Origin of the sequence: uncultured Amnibacterium sp. (genome assembly GCF_964250715.1) — a bacterium.
GTDB lineage: Bacteria > Actinomycetota > Actinomycetes > Actinomycetales > Microbacteriaceae > Amnibacterium.
In genome coordinates this window covers 81,488-96,795 of record NZ_CAXUGX010000005.1, presented here as the reverse complement: position 1 = coordinate 96,795, position 15,308 = coordinate 81,488, and the positions used below count along the sequence as shown (strand labels likewise).

Annotated in this window: 18 protein-coding genes; 8 read left to right on the top strand and 10 right to left on the bottom strand. The window is 70.2% G+C overall.

Annotated elements, in window-relative coordinates:
- Positions 1-50: 50 nt before the first annotated feature.
- From ACFE7H_RS06790 to ACFE7H_RS06760, 7 genes are all read right to left on the bottom strand, one after another.
- A complete protein-coding gene (locus ACFE7H_RS06790; RefSeq protein ID WP_375400466.1) occupies positions 51-644 on the bottom strand; it encodes a YbaK/EbsC family protein in 594 nt (197 codons plus the stop codon).
- Positions 644-940, bottom strand: a complete 297-nt coding sequence (locus tag ACFE7H_RS06785) for a hypothetical protein (protein WP_375400465.1) — start codon at positions 938-940, stop codon at positions 644-646. Before ACFE7H_RS06785 ends, ACFE7H_RS06790 begins: the two co-directional genes overlap by 1 nt.
- A 194-nt stretch (positions 941-1,134) precedes the next feature.
- Entirely contained in the window at positions 1,135-2,547 is a 1,413-nt protein-coding gene (locus ACFE7H_RS06780; protein ID WP_375400464.1) for a DUF222 domain-containing protein, read from the bottom strand.
- 307 nt (positions 2,548-2,854) lie between these two features.
- Positions 2,855-3,343, bottom strand: coding sequence for a hypothetical protein (locus tag ACFE7H_RS06775; RefSeq protein ID WP_375400463.1), 489 nt, complete (start codon positions 3,341-3,343; stop codon positions 2,855-2,857).
- Between the two features lie 33 nt (positions 3,344-3,376).
- Entirely contained in the window at positions 3,377-6,043 is a 2,667-nt protein-coding gene (locus tag ACFE7H_RS06770) for a phosphoenolpyruvate carboxylase (RefSeq protein ID WP_375400462.1), read from the bottom strand.
- Positions 6,044-6,145: 102 nt separating this feature from the next.
- Positions 6,146-6,532 carry a type II toxin-antitoxin system VapC family toxin gene (locus tag ACFE7H_RS06765; RefSeq protein ID WP_375400461.1) on the bottom strand — a complete coding sequence of 129 codons (387 nt, stop codon included), beginning with the start codon at positions 6,530-6,532 and terminating at the stop codon, positions 6,146-6,148.
- Entirely contained in the window at positions 6,525-6,755 is a 231-nt protein-coding gene (locus ACFE7H_RS06760) for a type II toxin-antitoxin system CcdA family antitoxin (RefSeq protein WP_375400460.1), read from the bottom strand. The genes ACFE7H_RS06765 and ACFE7H_RS06760 overlap by 8 nt, the downstream gene beginning before the upstream one ends.
- A 78-nt stretch (positions 6,756-6,833) precedes the next feature.
- On the opposite strand from ACFE7H_RS06760, the gene ACFE7H_RS06755 reads away from it, so the two are divergent.
- From ACFE7H_RS06755 to ACFE7H_RS06745, 3 genes are all read left to right on the top strand, one after another.
- Positions 6,834-7,085, top strand: a complete 252-nt coding sequence (locus tag ACFE7H_RS06755; protein WP_375400459.1) for a hypothetical protein — start codon at positions 6,834-6,836, stop codon at positions 7,083-7,085.
- A 3-nt stretch (positions 7,086-7,088) separates the two neighbouring features.
- Positions 7,089-7,280 carry a type II toxin-antitoxin system VapC family toxin gene (locus tag ACFE7H_RS06750; protein ID WP_375400579.1) on the top strand — a complete coding sequence of 64 codons (192 nt, stop codon included), beginning with the start codon at positions 7,089-7,091 and terminating at the stop codon, positions 7,278-7,280.
- Between the two features lie 99 nt (positions 7,281-7,379).
- Positions 7,380-8,291, top strand: a complete 912-nt coding sequence (locus tag ACFE7H_RS06745) for a 5'-3' exonuclease H3TH domain-containing protein (protein WP_375400458.1) — start codon at positions 7,380-7,382, stop codon at positions 8,289-8,291.
- Positions 8,292-8,303: 12 nt separating this feature from the next.
- Here the strand turns inward: ACFE7H_RS06745 and ACFE7H_RS06740 are convergent, their stop codons facing one another.
- Positions 8,304-8,765 carry a phage tail protein gene (locus tag ACFE7H_RS06740; RefSeq protein WP_375400578.1) on the bottom strand — a complete coding sequence of 154 codons (462 nt, stop codon included), beginning with the start codon at positions 8,763-8,765 and terminating at the stop codon, positions 8,304-8,306.
- Positions 8,766-8,962: 197 nt separating this feature from the next.
- Between ACFE7H_RS06740 and ACFE7H_RS06735 the strand changes: the two genes are divergently transcribed.
- The 4 genes from ACFE7H_RS06735 (at position 8,963) to ACFE7H_RS06720 (ending at position 11,747) form a co-directional block, all read left to right on the top strand.
- The gene (locus ACFE7H_RS06735) at positions 8,963-9,211 is read left to right on the top strand and encodes an AbrB/MazE/SpoVT family DNA-binding domain-containing protein (RefSeq protein WP_375400457.1); all 249 of its coding nucleotides are present in this window, start codon (positions 8,963-8,965) and stop codon (positions 9,209-9,211) included.
- Positions 9,208-9,573, top strand: a complete 366-nt coding sequence (locus ACFE7H_RS06730; protein WP_375400456.1) for a PIN domain-containing protein — start codon at positions 9,208-9,210, stop codon at positions 9,571-9,573. The genes ACFE7H_RS06735 and ACFE7H_RS06730 overlap by 4 nt, the downstream gene beginning before the upstream one ends.
- A gap of 112 nt (positions 9,574-9,685) precedes the next feature.
- A complete protein-coding gene (locus tag ACFE7H_RS06725; protein ID WP_375400455.1) occupies positions 9,686-10,033 on the top strand; it encodes a hypothetical protein in 348 nt (115 codons plus the stop codon).
- Between the two features lie 112 nt (positions 10,034-10,145).
- Complete coding sequence (locus ACFE7H_RS06720; RefSeq protein WP_375400454.1) at positions 10,146-11,747, top strand: DUF222 domain-containing protein; 1,602 nt, start codon at positions 10,146-10,148, stop codon at positions 11,745-11,747.
- A 171-nt stretch (positions 11,748-11,918) separates the two neighbouring features.
- On the opposite strand, the gene ACFE7H_RS06715 is transcribed toward ACFE7H_RS06720, so the two are convergent.
- Positions 11,919-12,623 carry a TetR/AcrR family transcriptional regulator gene (locus ACFE7H_RS06715; RefSeq protein ID WP_375400453.1) on the bottom strand — a complete coding sequence of 235 codons (705 nt, stop codon included), beginning with the start codon at positions 12,621-12,623 and terminating at the stop codon, positions 11,919-11,921.
- A gap of 103 nt (positions 12,624-12,726) precedes the next feature.
- On the opposite strand from ACFE7H_RS06715, the gene ACFE7H_RS06710 reads away from it, so the two are divergent.
- Complete coding sequence (locus ACFE7H_RS06710) at positions 12,727-14,259, top strand: MFS transporter (protein ID WP_375400452.1); 1,533 nt, start codon at positions 12,727-12,729, stop codon at positions 14,257-14,259.
- Positions 14,260-14,304: 45 nt separating this feature from the next.
- On the opposite strand, the gene ACFE7H_RS06705 is transcribed toward ACFE7H_RS06710, so the two are convergent.
- On the bottom strand, positions 14,305-15,294 hold the full coding sequence (locus ACFE7H_RS06705) for an aldo/keto reductase (RefSeq protein WP_375400451.1): 990 nt from the start codon (positions 15,292-15,294) through the stop codon (positions 14,305-14,307).
- Positions 15,295-15,308: the final 14 nt, after the last annotated feature.

Here is a 15,308-nt window from a genome sequence, read left to right as displayed (position 1 = left end):
TGCTCGCACCACCATCGAGCACTGCGAAGCTCTGCGAAGGGGCGGCTTCATCACGCCGAAGTCGGCTCGCCCGAAGCGGGCTCGACGGCTGCGGTAGCCACGGGCCGGGCCACGTCGCTCGTCACCTCGACGTTCGGCAGGTGCGCGAGCACGGCGCCCGGCACCAGCAGCTTCGACCGCCGCACGCCCGAGCCGATCACGACGAGCGCCGCCTGCGCCGCGTCCGCGTCGAGCAGCACGGGCCAGGCCGCGGGCAGCCCGATCGGGGTGATCCCGCCATACTCCATCCCCGAGGCTTCGATTGCGGTGTCGCGCGGCAGGAGGGATGCCTTGCGCACGTCGAGCCGGCGCCGGACGAAGCCGTTCACGTCTGCCCGCTTGTCGGCGGGGACGAGGCAGGCCGCCACCCGCTCGACTCCATCCCGGCGGCCGCCGACCAGCACGCAGTTCACGAGCTGTGCCGCGTGCAGGCCGTAGACCTGCTGCGTCGCTGCGGTGTCGGAGACGTCGGGATCGATCTCGACGACGCCCACCGCACCCATCAGTCCGAGCTCCTCGAGCGCCGCGCGGGTGGGATCGGCGAGCAGCTCCGGCCGCTCGCTCGCCGCGACACCGATCAACCCGCCGAGCTCGAACGTCGCCATCACGCCATCCTGCCAAGGCACGACACACCGCCGCTGATGCTGGTCTGTGACAGCTCGACCATCGTCGCTCTGCTGACGGACAGCGGCCCCGACGGCGAGTGGGCGGTACGGATGTGCATGGACGAGGACCTCGTCGCGCCGGCGCTGCTCCCGTTCGAGTGCGCGAGCGTGCTGAACAGGTTCGAGCGGACAGGGGTGCTCGACACGACCTCGACGCGCAGGCCCACGACGATCTGCTCGCGGTCCGGATCGAGCTCTGGTCGTTCGAGTTGCTGGCGGACGGCGTTCGTGCGCATCGGTACGACCTGACGGCGTACGACGCGAGCTATGTCGCACTTGCTGAGGCGCTCGATGCCCCGCTCGCGACCCTCGATCGTCGGCTGGCACGCGCACCCGGCACTCGGGTCGAGATCCGTTCGCCATAGGACGCTCGAACGTGCGCGGACTCCGCGCGTCGCGAGCTCCCGTTCCTCGTCGTTCTCCAGCCGATTCACGTCCTATATCCGTCTTGGCACCCGGCGCGGAGGTGGTTGATGGGGTGTCGTTGCATGCGGTGTCGGGGTAGTGGTGGTCCCTTCCAGCCTTTCGGGACGAGGTGTGGCTGCTTCGCGTGGAGTCGGATCTCGTGTCGGTCGGTGTTGTGGATCAGGTGATGGTGGTGGCTGCAGAGCAGGACGCCGTTGTCGATGTCGGTGGGTCCCTGGTCGCGGTGCCACCAGGCGATGTGGTGCGCGTCAGTCCACGCGACCGGTGCCGTACATCCCGGCCAGGCGCAGCCACCATCCCTCGCGGCGAGGGCTTTCTTCTGCGCCGGCGTGAAGAGTCGGTTCGAGAGACCCAGGTACAGCGGTTCGCCCTGCTCCCCGGTGACGAGGAGTCGTGTCCGTCCGTCGCAGGCGATCCTCTCCACGGTGGGGATGGGGAGTCGGGTGAGGATCCCCTCCGGCCAGCCACCACCGGTGCGGTGTTCCAGGTCGGTGGCGGTGACGTGGACGACGACCTCGTGGATGGCCTTCGTCCCGACGGTTCCGTCGTGTTCGGCTTGCACTCCCGCCGTCACGATCGCGGCGAAGGTGTCGAAGTCGTACTGCGTCGTGGTGCGCTGGTCGCCGTCGGTTTCCCGCCACGTGGATTCCAGGTCTTCGGCATCCTCGCCGCCGGGAGGCTGGTAGGTCATCCGCACGCCCCGCCGGTGGGCTTGTAACGCTTCCCGGAGGAGTGCGGCCACTTCCGGAGTCGCGCGTCCGGTGAAGGACGTCAACCCGTCGACGCCGAGTCGTCCGAGCCGGAACGCGCGTTTCTGTCGTCGTGCCTCATCGGCGGGTTCGGTCCCGTCGGGATCGAGGTACTCCGCCCACGTCGCGGTCTGCACATGCAGCAGGTCCGGAGTCAAAATCCCGGCGGCTTCGGTCAGTTCGGCTTCCGCGATCTCCAGGTTCTCGACCGAGGTCCGCTTCCGCACCGAGTTCAAGGTCTCCACCACCAGTCGGGCCGACTCGACACCGACCTCGCCGGCGTTCACCGCGGCGGTCATCACCGGGTACCGGCCGGGTAGCTCATCGCCCGTCAACCCGAGGCGGGGCAGCAGCGCCGTCCCGACTCCGATGCGGCGTTTGGCTTCCTTCGTCCCGATCCGCGCGACCGTGGAGACCAGGTCGGTCCCGTCGCGGGCGTCGTACTGCTCGGCGAGACCATTCGGGCTGAGCTGGACCCGGGACCGCCACTCGACTTCCGCGGCGGCACGGATACGGCGGGCATCGACGACCCGACCGATCGCCTCCCACCCCTCCACCGCCGCAAGCACCTCCGCATCCGTCGCGTTCCGCGGCAGCATCGGCGCAGCGAGCACCGCGGCGAGCGCGCTGTCGAGCGCCTCGCGGGTCGCGGCTGCGGTGGTGTGCATACCTGCACTCAACCACCCACCACCGACAGTGGCTCCAGGACCCGAATCAGCAACCGATCAGGACTCTCGAGTCACAGGTACCGGCGCGTCCACTCCTCCACAACCCCCTTCAGCACGTGGTTGTGCACAGGGTGAGCAGGCAGTGACCGGTCAAGGCGGAGGGGTCAGACCATGCCGAATGAACCCGATTCGGACACCCATTCCTTCGTGTGGGCTGCAGCACGCGCAGCCCGGCCGACCGCGCGGCGTCCGCCTGCTCGTCGTCGTACGTGAGGGCGCCCGGGATCGGCACTCAGGCCTGCGCCGATCACTCTCGCCTCCGCCGCAGGTCGGCATGGGCGCGCTGCACGGCCGCCTCGATGTCCCAGATCGCGCAGCCGGACGAGTACGGCTGCAGCTCCGGCAGTCGGACCGCGGCCCGACTCAGCGCGACCACGAACCGAACGCGCAGGCGGCGGTCCTCGTCGTCGACACCATGCCATCGGGCGTCGTCGAGGAAGATCGGCAAGACGAGCAGCAGGACGTCCGCCGACGCGACCCGCGCGACCGCACCGACCGGATCGAGCTGCTGCTCGAGCGGCAGCAGCGCCAACTCGGGATCGGTGAACAAGCCGGCGGCGTTCTGCTCGATGCAGCGGCGCAGGTCGATCTCGGCGCGGTCGACCTGCTCCAGACGCCGGCCCGCCACGTCGGCGCGCAGCCGGTCGACGAGGATGCGCAGCACCTCATCCACCCGCCGTACCGGCCGGTCCTCCTCCCGCTCCTCGTCCTCGTCTTCGTCGTCTCGAATTTCCATGCCCCGACTGTTGCGCAAGGCTCCGACACCGCCTCAGCCCGTGTTCTGCAGGCCCGCCGCGACGCCGCTGACGGACAGCAGCAGCAGGCGCTGCAACTCGGGATCAGCCGGCTGCTCCGCAGGCGACGCGCGCAGCGCGCGGAGCGCCCGCAGCTGCAGCAGAGACAGCGCATCCACGTAGGGGCTGCGCATCTTGACCGCCCGCTGCAGCACAGGATTGTTCGCCAGCACCTCGCCGCCGCCGGTGATCCGCACGACCCAGCCGCGAGTCAGGTCCATCTCGGTCAGGACCGCCTGCGCCAGATCGTCCCGGTCGCCGAGCGCCAGGTACCGGCGGGCGATGCGGCCGTCGGCCTTCGCGAGGCTCATCGCGACGTTGTCGAGCATCGTGCCGAACAGCGGCCAGTCGCGGTACGCGCGGCGCAGCAGCGTCTCGTCGCCGACGGCCTCGAGTGCGCTCCCCAGACCGAACCAGCCGGTCAGATTGATTCGCGCCTGCGTCCAGGAGAACACCCACGGGATCGCCCGCAGGTCCTCCAGCGACTCCACGGACAGGCCGCGCCGCGCCGGGCGGCTGCCGAGCGCGAGCAGCCCGATCTCCTCCATCGGCGTCACGGTGGCGAACCAGGGAGCGAACCCCGGCGCATGCACGAGGGCGAAGAAGCGCTCGCGGGACACGGTGTCGAGCGTCGCCGCCACGCCTGCGAACCGCTCCGCCGCCTGCTCGTTGCGCGTCTCGGTCGACGGTGCGGAGGCGAGCAGCATCGCCGCGGCCACCTGGTCGATGTGCCGCACCGCGATCTCGCGGTCGCCGTACCGGGCGAAGATCACCTCGCCCTGCTCCGTCAGCTTGAACCGGCCGTCGACGGAGTGCGGCGGCTGGGCCAGGATCGCCGAGTTCGCCGGTCCCCCGCCCCGCCCGAGCGCCCCGCCCCGGCCGTGGAAGAGCGTCAGCACGATGTCGTGCTCGCGAGCCCAGACCGCGATCCGCCGCTGCGCCTCGTACAGGGCGAGGGTCGCCGCGACGGGCCCCACGTCCTTGGAGGAGTCGGAGTAGCCGAGCATCACCTCCAGCCGGCGGCCGGTCGCCGCGAGCCGGTCGGCGAACTCGGGGTGCCGGATGATCTCGTCCAGGATGCGCGGCGCCGCCTGCAGGTCCGCGAAGGTCTCGAAGAGCGGGACGACGTCGAGCACCGGCGGCGTGCCGTCCGGACCGACCGCGGCGCGGGCGAGGCGGTGCACCGCGGCCAGGTCGTCGGCCGACCGCGTGAACGACACGATGTACCGGCCGGCGGCCTGCGGCCCGTACCGCTGCTGGATCCACGCGATCGTGCGGACGACCTGCAGCGCCTCCTGCGCCTGCTCGCCGAGCGGGCCGCCGGCCTCGATCTCCGCGAGCACCGCGGCGTGCACGGCGGAGTGCTGCCGCACCTCCAGCTCGGCCAGGTGGAACCCGAAGGTGCGCACCTGCCAGATCAACTGCTGCAGCGGCCCGTACGCCTGCCGAGGCGCCCGGGCGGCAACCAGCGACTGCTGCACGACGGCGAGGTCGGCGAGCAGCTGCTCCGGGTCGCGGTATGCCAGGTCGGCGTCCCGCGTGCGGGTCGCGGCGATGCGCCGAGCAAGCAGCAGCACGACCCGGCGGTGCGGCTCGTCGGGTGAGCGCTCCGCGATCTCGCCCGCCGCCTCCTCGTCGGCGGACTTCAGCCGCTGCCAGAGCGCGAGCAGCCCGTCCGTCGGCGGCGTGATGGCGGCGTCCAGGGTCAGGATGCGGCCGACCCGGATCGCGGTGCGCTCCAGCCCGAGCAGCACGTGCTCGCTCGCGATCGCCGCGGCCTGCCGCGTCACCGATGCGGTGACGAACGGGTTGCCGTCGCGGTCGCCGCCCACCCAGGTGCCGAACCGTAGGAAGGGATGGACCAGCGGAGCGGTGCCGCCGGCCGCGTCGCCGTGCACGACCTCCTCGATCCGCTGATAGACGGCCGGCACCGCGGTGTAGAGGGTCTCGTCGAACACCGTCATCACGGAGCGGACCTCGTCGACCGGCGACGGCTTCTGCGCGCGCAGCGGCGCCGTCCGCCACAGCACGTCGATCTCCTCCAGCATCCCGCGCTCGGCCCGGACGGACCCCGCCGCGCTCGCCGCGTCGTCGTGCTGGATCAGCAGTGTGGCGAGTCGCCGGATGCAGGTCGACACCGCGCGCCGCCGCGCCTCCGTCGGGTGGGCGGTGAACACCGGATGGAACCGCATCGCCTGGAGGCGCCGCAGTGCCTCCTGCGGCCCGACCTCGTCGATGAGGTGCGCGTAGGCGCTTCCCACGGAGTCGGCCGGCTCGGGAGCAGCTCGGCCCTCGCGCTCGCGAAGGGCGCGGACCCGCTGGTGCTCCTCCGCCAGGTTCACGAGGTGGAAGTAGGCGGTGAAGGCGCGCGCCACCTCGTCCGCTCGCGGGACGGCGAGCCCGTCGGCGATCGCGGCAGCCGCGGCGAAGGCGCGCTCGGTCTCGTCGGTGTAGGCCTCGATGGTCGCGACGCGCAGCCGCTCCACGTCGTCGTACAGGCCGGGCGACCCGCTCTCCCGCAGCACGCGGCCGAGCAGCCCGCCGAGCAGCCGCACGTCGGCCCGCATCCGCTCGGGGATGCGCTGCTCGGCCTCGTATCGGCCGACCACTTCGATGGCGTCCGGCTCCTGCACGTCGGTCATGGTCTCCACCGTACGGATCGCGTGTTTCGAAACGCGGTGCCCGTGGGGGCAACCGGCCCCGTGAGACGCGACCGGCGCCGCCGACCCGGTCCGACCGGTCGATCAGAGCTCGACGGTCTCGACGCCCGGTTCGTGCCGCAGTCGAAGGTCGGTCGTGATGAGCGGAACACCGAGCCGCCCGGCCAGTTCGAGATACAGGGCGTCGACGATCCGCACGCGATCCCGGCGGGCCCAGGCTCCAGCGAGCAGATCGGTGAGTTCGTGCCGGACGAGCGGCGCTGCCGCCAACGAACGGAGCTTCGCGTCGACCTGTCGCGCGGTCAGCAGACCCCCGCGGTGCATCCGTCCGAGCGCCGACAGGACCTCGCTGTCGATGTGTGCCGGGGCCCGAAGGCGCACGTTCAGCAGGCGTGCTGCGACCGCCTGGCCGAGTTCGTTCCCGACGAGCAGATCGACCAGGGCCGACGCATCGACGATCACGTCAGGCATGCCGGGTGGGCGCCTCGTCGCGTGCAGCATCGAGCGCCTGCAGCGTCAGCTCGTGCGATACCGCGTGCGCCGACTCCTTCGGCAGTCCGGTGAGCCACCGGTTGGTCTCCTGCGCGCCGAGTGCCTGACGGATGGCATCCTGCACGAGTGCGGAGACGTTGAGGCCGGCCCGCCTCGCACCGTCCGCCAGGTCATCGGGCAGGTACACGTTCACACGGGGCATACACACACCATACACACGGGTTCCCGATCAGGCATGCAGACTCGCATGTGATCATGCGTCTGCGCGACACTGTCGCGTATGCCGAAGACCGTCCAGATCCGTGATCTCGACGATGCGGTGTACGCCGGTCTTGTCCTGCGAGCGGCCGAAGCCGGCGTCTCGGTGCCGGAGCTGTTGCGGTCGGAGGCGGCCCGCATCGCTGCGCGACCGTCGATGGCCACCTGGCTGGCGGGGACCGGTGTGCGGCGCTCCGACCGGGGAGCAGCGGACACCCTGGCAGCGCTCGACGAGCTCCGGGGAGCTTGGCCCGACGCGGATCCGGCGGCCTGACGCATTGAGGCCTGGCCTGCGGAGCGCTTCGGCCACACACTGCTGCTCGACCGCGCATGGCAGCTTCGTGACGCCGTGCGCAGCTGGGATGCGATGTACGTCGCGCTCGCCGAGGCGCTCGGCGGCACGCTCGTCACGCTGGACCGCCGGCTCGCCGCCGCGTCCGGACCGCGCTGTCCCATCGTCGTCCCCTGACGGCCGGCAACACGCCCGTGCGTGGCCCGCCGTGCGACGGCGGCGCATCGCCGGCGGGCTCCGGTTCGCGATACTGCAACTGTGCCGGAACGACGCCTCATGCTGCTCGACACGGCCGCGCTCTACTTCCGCGCGTTCCACGGGCTGCCCGAGACGATCACCGCCCCGGACGGCACACCGGTGAACGCGGTCCGCGGGTTGCTCGACATCGTCGCCCGGCTCGTCGGCGAGTTCGCGCCGACCGACCTCGTCGCCTGCTGGGACGTCGCGTGGCGACCGGCCTGGCGGGTGGAGTTGATCTCCTCCTATAAGGCGCACCGCGTCGCCGAGCCGGCCGACGGCGCCCGGCCCGCCCGCGAGATCGTCCCCGACGCCCTGACCGCGCAGGTGCCGATCATCGCGCAGGTGCTGGATGCGCTCGGCGTCGCGCGGGTGGGCGCAGACGACCACGAGGCCGACGACGTCATCGGCACGCTCGCCGCGACCGCGACGATGCCGGTCGACGTCGTCACGAGTGACCGCGACCTGTTCCAGGTCGTCGACGACGCCCGGCAGGTGCGAGTCGTCTCCACCGCTCGGGGCATGCGCGACCTCGAGCTCGTCACCGACGCCGTGATCCGCACCAAGTACGGGGTCGGTGCCGCGCAGTACGCCGACTTCGCGACGCTGCGCGGGGACCCCTCCGACGGCCTGCCCGGCGTCACCGGCATCGGCGAGAAGTCCGCCGCGACGCTGCTTTCGAGGTTCGGCGACCTGGAGGGCGTGCTCGCCGCGGCGTCGAAGGTCGGCAGCGGCATCCCGGTGGGTCAGGCGGCCAAGCTGCGGGCCGGAGCGGAGTACGCGCGGCGAGCGGCCCCGGCGGTCCGGGTCGTGCGGGATCTGTCCCTGCCGCAGTTCGACGGCGTGATCAGGATGACCGACGAGCGCCGACGGACCGGAGCCGATCTCGCCCGACGCTGGGGTCTCGGCCGCTCGATGGACCGCGCGATCGCGGCCCTCACGACCGAGTAGGAACGACCGGGGTCAGTACTCGCCCTTGATGACGAAGTAGGAGCCGCGAATGGTGCCGGCCAGCTTCGATTTCTGGCGCGCGAACTTGAACGTGGAGAGCTCCTCCGGCACCTCCATGCCCTCGGAGAGCTTGAAGCCCATGGCCCGCTTGCCCGCATCGGCGATCGTGTACATCACGTTGATGGACAGTCCGCTCTCGTAGAAGACGTAGGTCATGCGGATGCCGTCGACCTCGAAGTCCGTCGCCTCGAGCGGCCGGGACCCGATCACGATGCTGCGCTCCGTCAGCAGCACGCGGTGCACCCGGTCGACGGAGTCCGCCGCTTCGCTCGCCGCCTCGACGGTGAAGACGTGGTCGTACTTGTTCTTGTAGTACCGCGCCTCGTTGGCGCGCAGGCCGGCCAATGCGGCTGCGACCGGCGACGACTCCAACCCGACGGTCGATACTTCGACGAAATCCACGATGTAGGACACTGCGCGCTCCTCCAGCTCGATGCGGCTTCCGACGCTACTCATCCGGAGTCGGCGACGGGCGGGTGCGTGACGACGCCGGCGTCGTGAACGAGGCGGTCGCTCGGCGATGCTGCTCGCGGTCAGCGTGCCCGCGCTTGCGACGGTGGTACGCGAAGAGTGCCAGTGGCACAACCTACGACCGGTGGTATCTTTTGCTTATGAGTGGATCATCGAGCGTCGTTCTTGGAGACAAAGGGCGGATCGTCGTCCCCTCGGAAGTTCGTGAACGCCGTCACTGGAAGCAGGGGACCACCTTGATCCTCGTCGAGACGCCCGATGGCCTGCTCCTCACCGAACGGGACACGGCGCTGAAGGTGATCCGCGAGAAGCTGGCCGGTCGTCCGCTCGTGGATGAACTTCTGGCGGAACGTCGGGCCGCCGTCGCGGCCGACCTCGCCGATCAATGACGGTGTTCGACGCCTCCGCATTGCTCGCGTTCCTCCGTGAAGAACCCGGCAGTGACGTGGTCGAGCACAACCTGACCTCCGGCGGCCGGGTCGGCGCCGCGAACTGGTCCGAAGTCGCGCAGAAGGTGGCGACCGAGCCCACCGCCTGGCCGATCGCGCGGGACGTGCTGCTCTCCTTCGACCTGGTGGTCGAGCCGGTGACTCGTGCAGATGCCGAAGCCGCCGCCGCACTCTGGCCGGCCGCATCGCACCTCTCGCTCGCCGACCGCCTCTGCCTCGCGCTCGGAGCCCGACTCGACGCCGAGGTGCTCACCGCCGATCGGGCGTGGGCCGACCACCCGCGAGTGACCCTCATCCGCTGAAGCCAGGCCTGTCGGAGGCGCCTGATCCGTGTACGCGGTGCTGGCCGCAGGCCCGCGGGCGGATGACAGGGATGCACCTTCTTCTCACTGAGCTGCTCGGTAGAGTCGATGTGTGGCGGACGACACCACCCCTTCGGACCTCGAGCGCGAGCTGGGCATCGACCAGCGACGCATCCGCCATCACCTGCGGCAGCGCTACGGCAACCTGCCGGGGTACACCGACAACTGGCATCTGAACGCGCGAGCCGCGGAGGAGGTGCGGCTGTACTTCCGGGCCGAGGCAGAGGCGCTGCGGGCGTCAGGAGAGTCGGTTCCGACAGCGCGCCTGCGCCGCAGCGAGACCGGCAGCCTTCCCGTGCTGTTCAACGATGCGATCGGCAGCACGACCTATGACGCGCAGGGCAATTTGGTCTACCTGCCGAGCCCAGCGGAACTGCAGCAGCGCCCAGCTGGCGAGTAGCCCGCGGGCTCCGCCGCCGCTCGACAGGTGCTCCGCGAGGTGGTCAAGCAGCCTGATTGATCACGCTTCTCTGGTTGCGAATGCCCACGAGTTTCGATAGTATGTTCGAGTGATGCGGGGTGTGGGCGAGCGGGTGGCGCGGCGTCTGGTGGTGGATCCGGAGACGGATGAGTGGAAGCTGCTCGGGCTCTCGGTCCGGCGGCGGGTGGAGGTGGGCGATGTGCCCCGGTATCCGACTGCGGGTGAGTATGCGTCGTGGAGTGATGAGCAGCTGGCGGCCCTGCGGTTGGATCCGGAGGACTGGGTCGCGTCGGTGACGGAGTTGGATCCGTTCGACGTGGATCTGATCGACCCGGATGAGCTCGCCGCCCTGCCGGGTGCGGATGAGGTGTTACCGGAGGTGCATCCCATCAACATCGCGATGGAGCGGGTCGAGCTGCGGCAGCGGGCACTGCGTGAGGCGGAGGCCGAGCGGGTCCTCGCAGCGCTCGGCACGTGGCGGGTCGCGGTGGCGTCGGTGACGGGGACGCCGGATGCGATGGTGAACGGGATGGTCCAGAAGGCGGTGATGCTGCAACTGGCGACGTCACTGCAGATCGCTGAGCAGACCGCATCCGAACTGGTGCACACCGCGGAGGATTTGGAGAGCGACCTGCCATTGACGTGGGCCCGGTTCGTGGCCGGTGGGGTGCCGTGGCGGGGGATGCAGATGGTGCACGCCGCCATCGACGGCCTCGACCCGCAGTTCCTACCCGCGTTCGACGCGAAGGCCTCCGATGCGGTGACCCGGGTGGCGATGCCGAAGCTGCGGGACCGGTTGCATGTCATCCGGGAGCGTCTCCAAGCCGTCACTGCGGTGGACCGGCACGCCAAGGCGTTGCAGGGCCGGCAGGTGACGTTGGAGCCGGCGGCGGATGGGATGGCGTGGCTGTCGAACCTGATGCCCGCCCCCGAAGCCATCGCCATCGACCACGCCCTCTCCACAGCAGCCATCGCCGCCCATGGGACCGAGGGCGAGACACGGAGCGTTCAGCAGTTGCGGTCCGACATCCTCACCGACCTGTGGGTCGAAGGCGCCCGCCACGACGCCACCGAGAAGAACGGCGTCACCGTCCCGGCCCGTCGTGGGGTGCAGGCGAAGATCGCCGTCCTCATCCCCGCGATGACCGCCCTCGGTGTCTCGGAGTGCCCAGCGACGCTGCAGGGCTACGGACCCATCGACATGGACACCGCAAAACGGCTGGCGGGCAACGCGAAGTCCTGGATCCGGGTCCTCACCGACCCCGTCACCGGGGCGGTGATGACCATCGGGCGGAAGAAGTACAAACCGACCGCCGACATGCGCACCCTGCTCGGCCTGCTCGACGGCGGCGGACGCGGACCGAACTGTCGACGCCCACCCGGACAGACCGACGCCGACCACGTCACCCCCTTCCATCAAGGCTTCGCCCGCGGACAGACCGCGCTCGACAACCTCGTCCTGTTGTCCCGCCGCGATCACACGATCAAAACCTCGGGCTTGTGGGACATCGAGTTACGCGAAGGCCGCGACCTGGCCTGGACCAGCTTCTACGGCACCCGCATCATCACCACCGTCCAACCCCCCGAACCCACACCCGTACCCGACCAGTACCTGCATCCACCCTCGACGGATGCCGACCCGCCGCCCGACGAAGCCCGCTGGGCCGACGACGAACTCGACTGCCCCTTCTGAATCGGCGCATCGGCACCCGTCGACCCGAGGCTCGTCAGTTCAGGCCTATGTGAAGGCGGCCGGCATTGTCCAGCCCGTCCGCCGCTACTCCATCCCACAGCGCTGCGTCATCGGATTGCTCCCACTCGGCGAACGCAGTCGCCTAGTGCTCGACGAACGAGTCGTGCCACATCAGCGGTGAGCCGCGACGGGGGCGACTCCGAGGGCCGGCAGCACGACGCCGTCGATCATCGAGATCAGGAAGTCCCGATCGACCGTCTTGCGCTGCACCAGCGTGCGGTAGGCGACCATCGACGGGACGATGTGGGAGACCGTCTCGATGTCGGCGTCGGGCCGCACCTCGCCGCGGTCGATCGCCCGCTGCATCAGGATGCGGTTGACCGCGACGCGCGGCTCCGTGATGGCCTGGTTCACCGTGTCCGCCAGCTGCGGGTCGCGCGACAGCATCGAGACCAGGCCGCCCATCACCTGCAGCTTGCGCTCGGCGTCTTCGAGGGAGTGCGGGCGGAGCATCGCGACCAGATCGCCCCGCAGCGTGCCGGTGTCCGGCAGGTCGTCCAGCGAGAACTCGCTGCGCTTCATGCAGGCGACCGCCTCGATCACCAGTTCCGCCTTGGACGGCCACCGGCGATACAGGGTGGCCTTGCCGGCCTTGGCTCGCGCGGCGACCATGTCGATCGTCATGCCGTCGTAGCCGCTCTCGGCCAGCACCTCGATCGCCGCGTCCAAGATCTCGGGGTCGCGCGTGTGGTCGCGCTTGCGCCCCAGCTTCGCGCGCTGGTCGGCGTCCTCGCCGTCCGCGACCGGCTTCGGGTCGGCCTCGTGGATCGGCTCGTCGTGAACGGAATCGTCGCGGACCAGATCGTGCAGCGTCATCGCAGCCGTCTCCTCCTCGTGTGCTCGCGTCCGACTATACGACACCTTCAAGTTCTGGAACAGAGTAGATCCGGAACTGTCTGGTTTCGTATATGCTGCTCGCATGACTTCTCTCGCCTCGTCGACCGTCCCGTCGGAGACTCCGCACTCCTCCCACCGCTGGTGGACACTCGCCGTCGTCGCGCTCGCGCAGCTGATGGTGGTACTCGATGCCACGGTCGTGAACATCGCCCTGCCGTCGGCGCAGGCCGACCTCGGCTTCTCGAACGCCGACCGGCAGTGGGTCGTCACCGCCTACTCCCTCGCCTTCGGCAGCCTGCTGCTGCTGGGCGGCCGCCTCTCCGACCTGGTCGGCCGCAAGCGGATGTTCATCATCGGCCTGATCGGATTCGCCGGCGCCTCCGCGCTCGGCGGCGCCGCAGGCACGTTCGGCCTGCTGGTCGCGGCTCGCGCGCTGCAGGGCGTGTTCGGCGCGCTGCTCGCTCCGACCGCCCTGGCGGTGCTGACGACGACCTTCACCATCCCCAAGGAGCGCGCCCGCGCCTTCGGGGTCTTCGGCGCCCTGGCCGGTGCCGGCGGCGCGGTCGGGCTGCTGCTCGGCGGCGTGCTCACCCAGAACTTCGACTGGCGCTGGAACCTCTACATCAACGACGTGATCGCGCTCGTCGCACTGGTCGGCGCGATCTTCCTGGTGCCGAACCTGCGGCGCACCGGACCGCGACCGAAGCTCGACGTTCCCGGCACGCTGCTCGTCTCCGGCGCCCTGTTCGGCCTGGTCTACGGGTTCTCGAACGCGGAGAAGGACGGCTGGGACTCCCCCGCCACGTGGGGCTTCCTGGCCGGCTCCGTCGTGCTGCTGACCGCGTTCGTGCTCTGGCAGCGCCGTGCCTCGCATCCCCTGCTGCCCCTCGCGATCCTGAAGGACCGCAACCGCAGCACCGCGTACAGCTCCGTGATGATCGCAGCGGTCGGGATGTTCGGCGTCTTCCTCTTCGTCACGTACTACGTGCAGCAGACGTTGCACTACTCCCCGATCCAGACCGGCGTCTCGTTCCTGCCGATGATCGGGATGCTCGTGCTGGCGGCACAGCTGTCGACCAACGTGTTCGTCCCGCGGTTCGGCCCGAAGGTGATGGTGCCGATCGGCATGGCGCTGGCCGCGACCAGCATGGTGCTGCTGACCCGGCTGGGCGTCGACAGCTCCTACGCGCCTGATGTGCTGGTGCCGCTGATGTTCATGGGCGCCGGGATGGGCTCGATCATGCCCGCGTCGATGCAGACGGCGACGCTCGGGGTCGACCGGCAGTACGCCGGCGTGGCCGGCGCGATGGTGAACACCAGCCAGCAGGTGGGCGGATCGATCGGCACCGCGCTGCTGAATACGCTGGCCGCGACAGCGGCGACGGGCTACCTGGCGTCACACACCCCGATGACCGCTGCGGTTGCAGCGGCCGCCGCCGTGCAGAGCTACAGCACCGCGTACTGGTGGTGCGCCGCGTTCTTCGGGGCGGGTGCCGTGCTGGCCGCGGTCGGGTTCCGCCGCCGCGATCAGGGACTCTCGCTCTCCACGGCACACGCGGCGTCGCCGCAGGCGGCGTCTCCCGTCCGTGAGGACGCGGTCACCGTCGGGGCCTGAGTCACCGTCGGGGCCGAGCGCCCTGCCGCCTGAGCCGCATGCCCGTCAGGTCCAGACGGGCATGCGGCCTTCCGCGTACCGGGCGCCGAATGCGCCGTCGGGTGCGATCTCGTGGATGCGTTCCAGGTCCGCGTCGCTCAGCGTCACTTCGGCGGCGCCGACGTTCTCCTCCAGCCGCGTGATGCTGCGCGTGCCCGGGATCGGAACGATGTCGTCGCCCTGCGCCAGCAGCCACGCGAGTGCCAGCTGCGGCGTGGTGATCCCCTTCGACGCGGCCAAGTCGCCGAGCTGGTCGATCGCCCGCTTGTTCCGCTCGTAGTTCTCACCCTGCCAGCGCGGATCGGTGCGCCGCATGTCCGACTGGTCGTACTCCTCCGCCGGCTTCACCGCCGAGGTGAGAAAGCCGCGGCCGAGCGGCGAGTAGGGCACGAAGCCGATGCCGAGCTCCCGAACGACCGGCAGCACGTCCGCCTCCACCTCGCGCTCGAACACCGAGTACTCGGTCTGCAGCACGGACACCGGCTGCACGGCATGCGCACGGCGGATCGTCTCGGGGCCGGCCTCGCTCATGCCGAAATACCGCACCTTGCCCTGCTCGATCAGCGCCTTCACGGCGCCCGCGACGTCCTCGATCGGCACGGTCGGGTCGACCCGGTGCTGGTACAGCACGTCGATCACGTCCGTGCGCAGGTACTGCAGGCTGTGCTCGGCAACCTGGCGGATGTGGTCCGGGTGGCTGTCGTTGCCGTTCGGGCGGCCGTCGGGCCCGAAGGTGAAGCCGAATTTCGTCGCGATCACGACCTCGTCGCGGAACGCCTCGACGGCCTCCCCGACGATCTGCTCGTTCAGGCCCGTGCCCATCCCATACAGCTCGGCGGTGTCGAAGAACGTGACGCCCAGGTCGTGGGCGCGGCGGATGGTAGCGATCCCCGCGTCGCGATCGCCGCCCGGCCCGTAGGCCATCGTCATCCCCATGGTGCCGAGTCCGAGTTCCGAGACCGTCAGGCCCTGCCGGCCCAGTGCGCGCTGCTTCATACGGGTAGCCAACC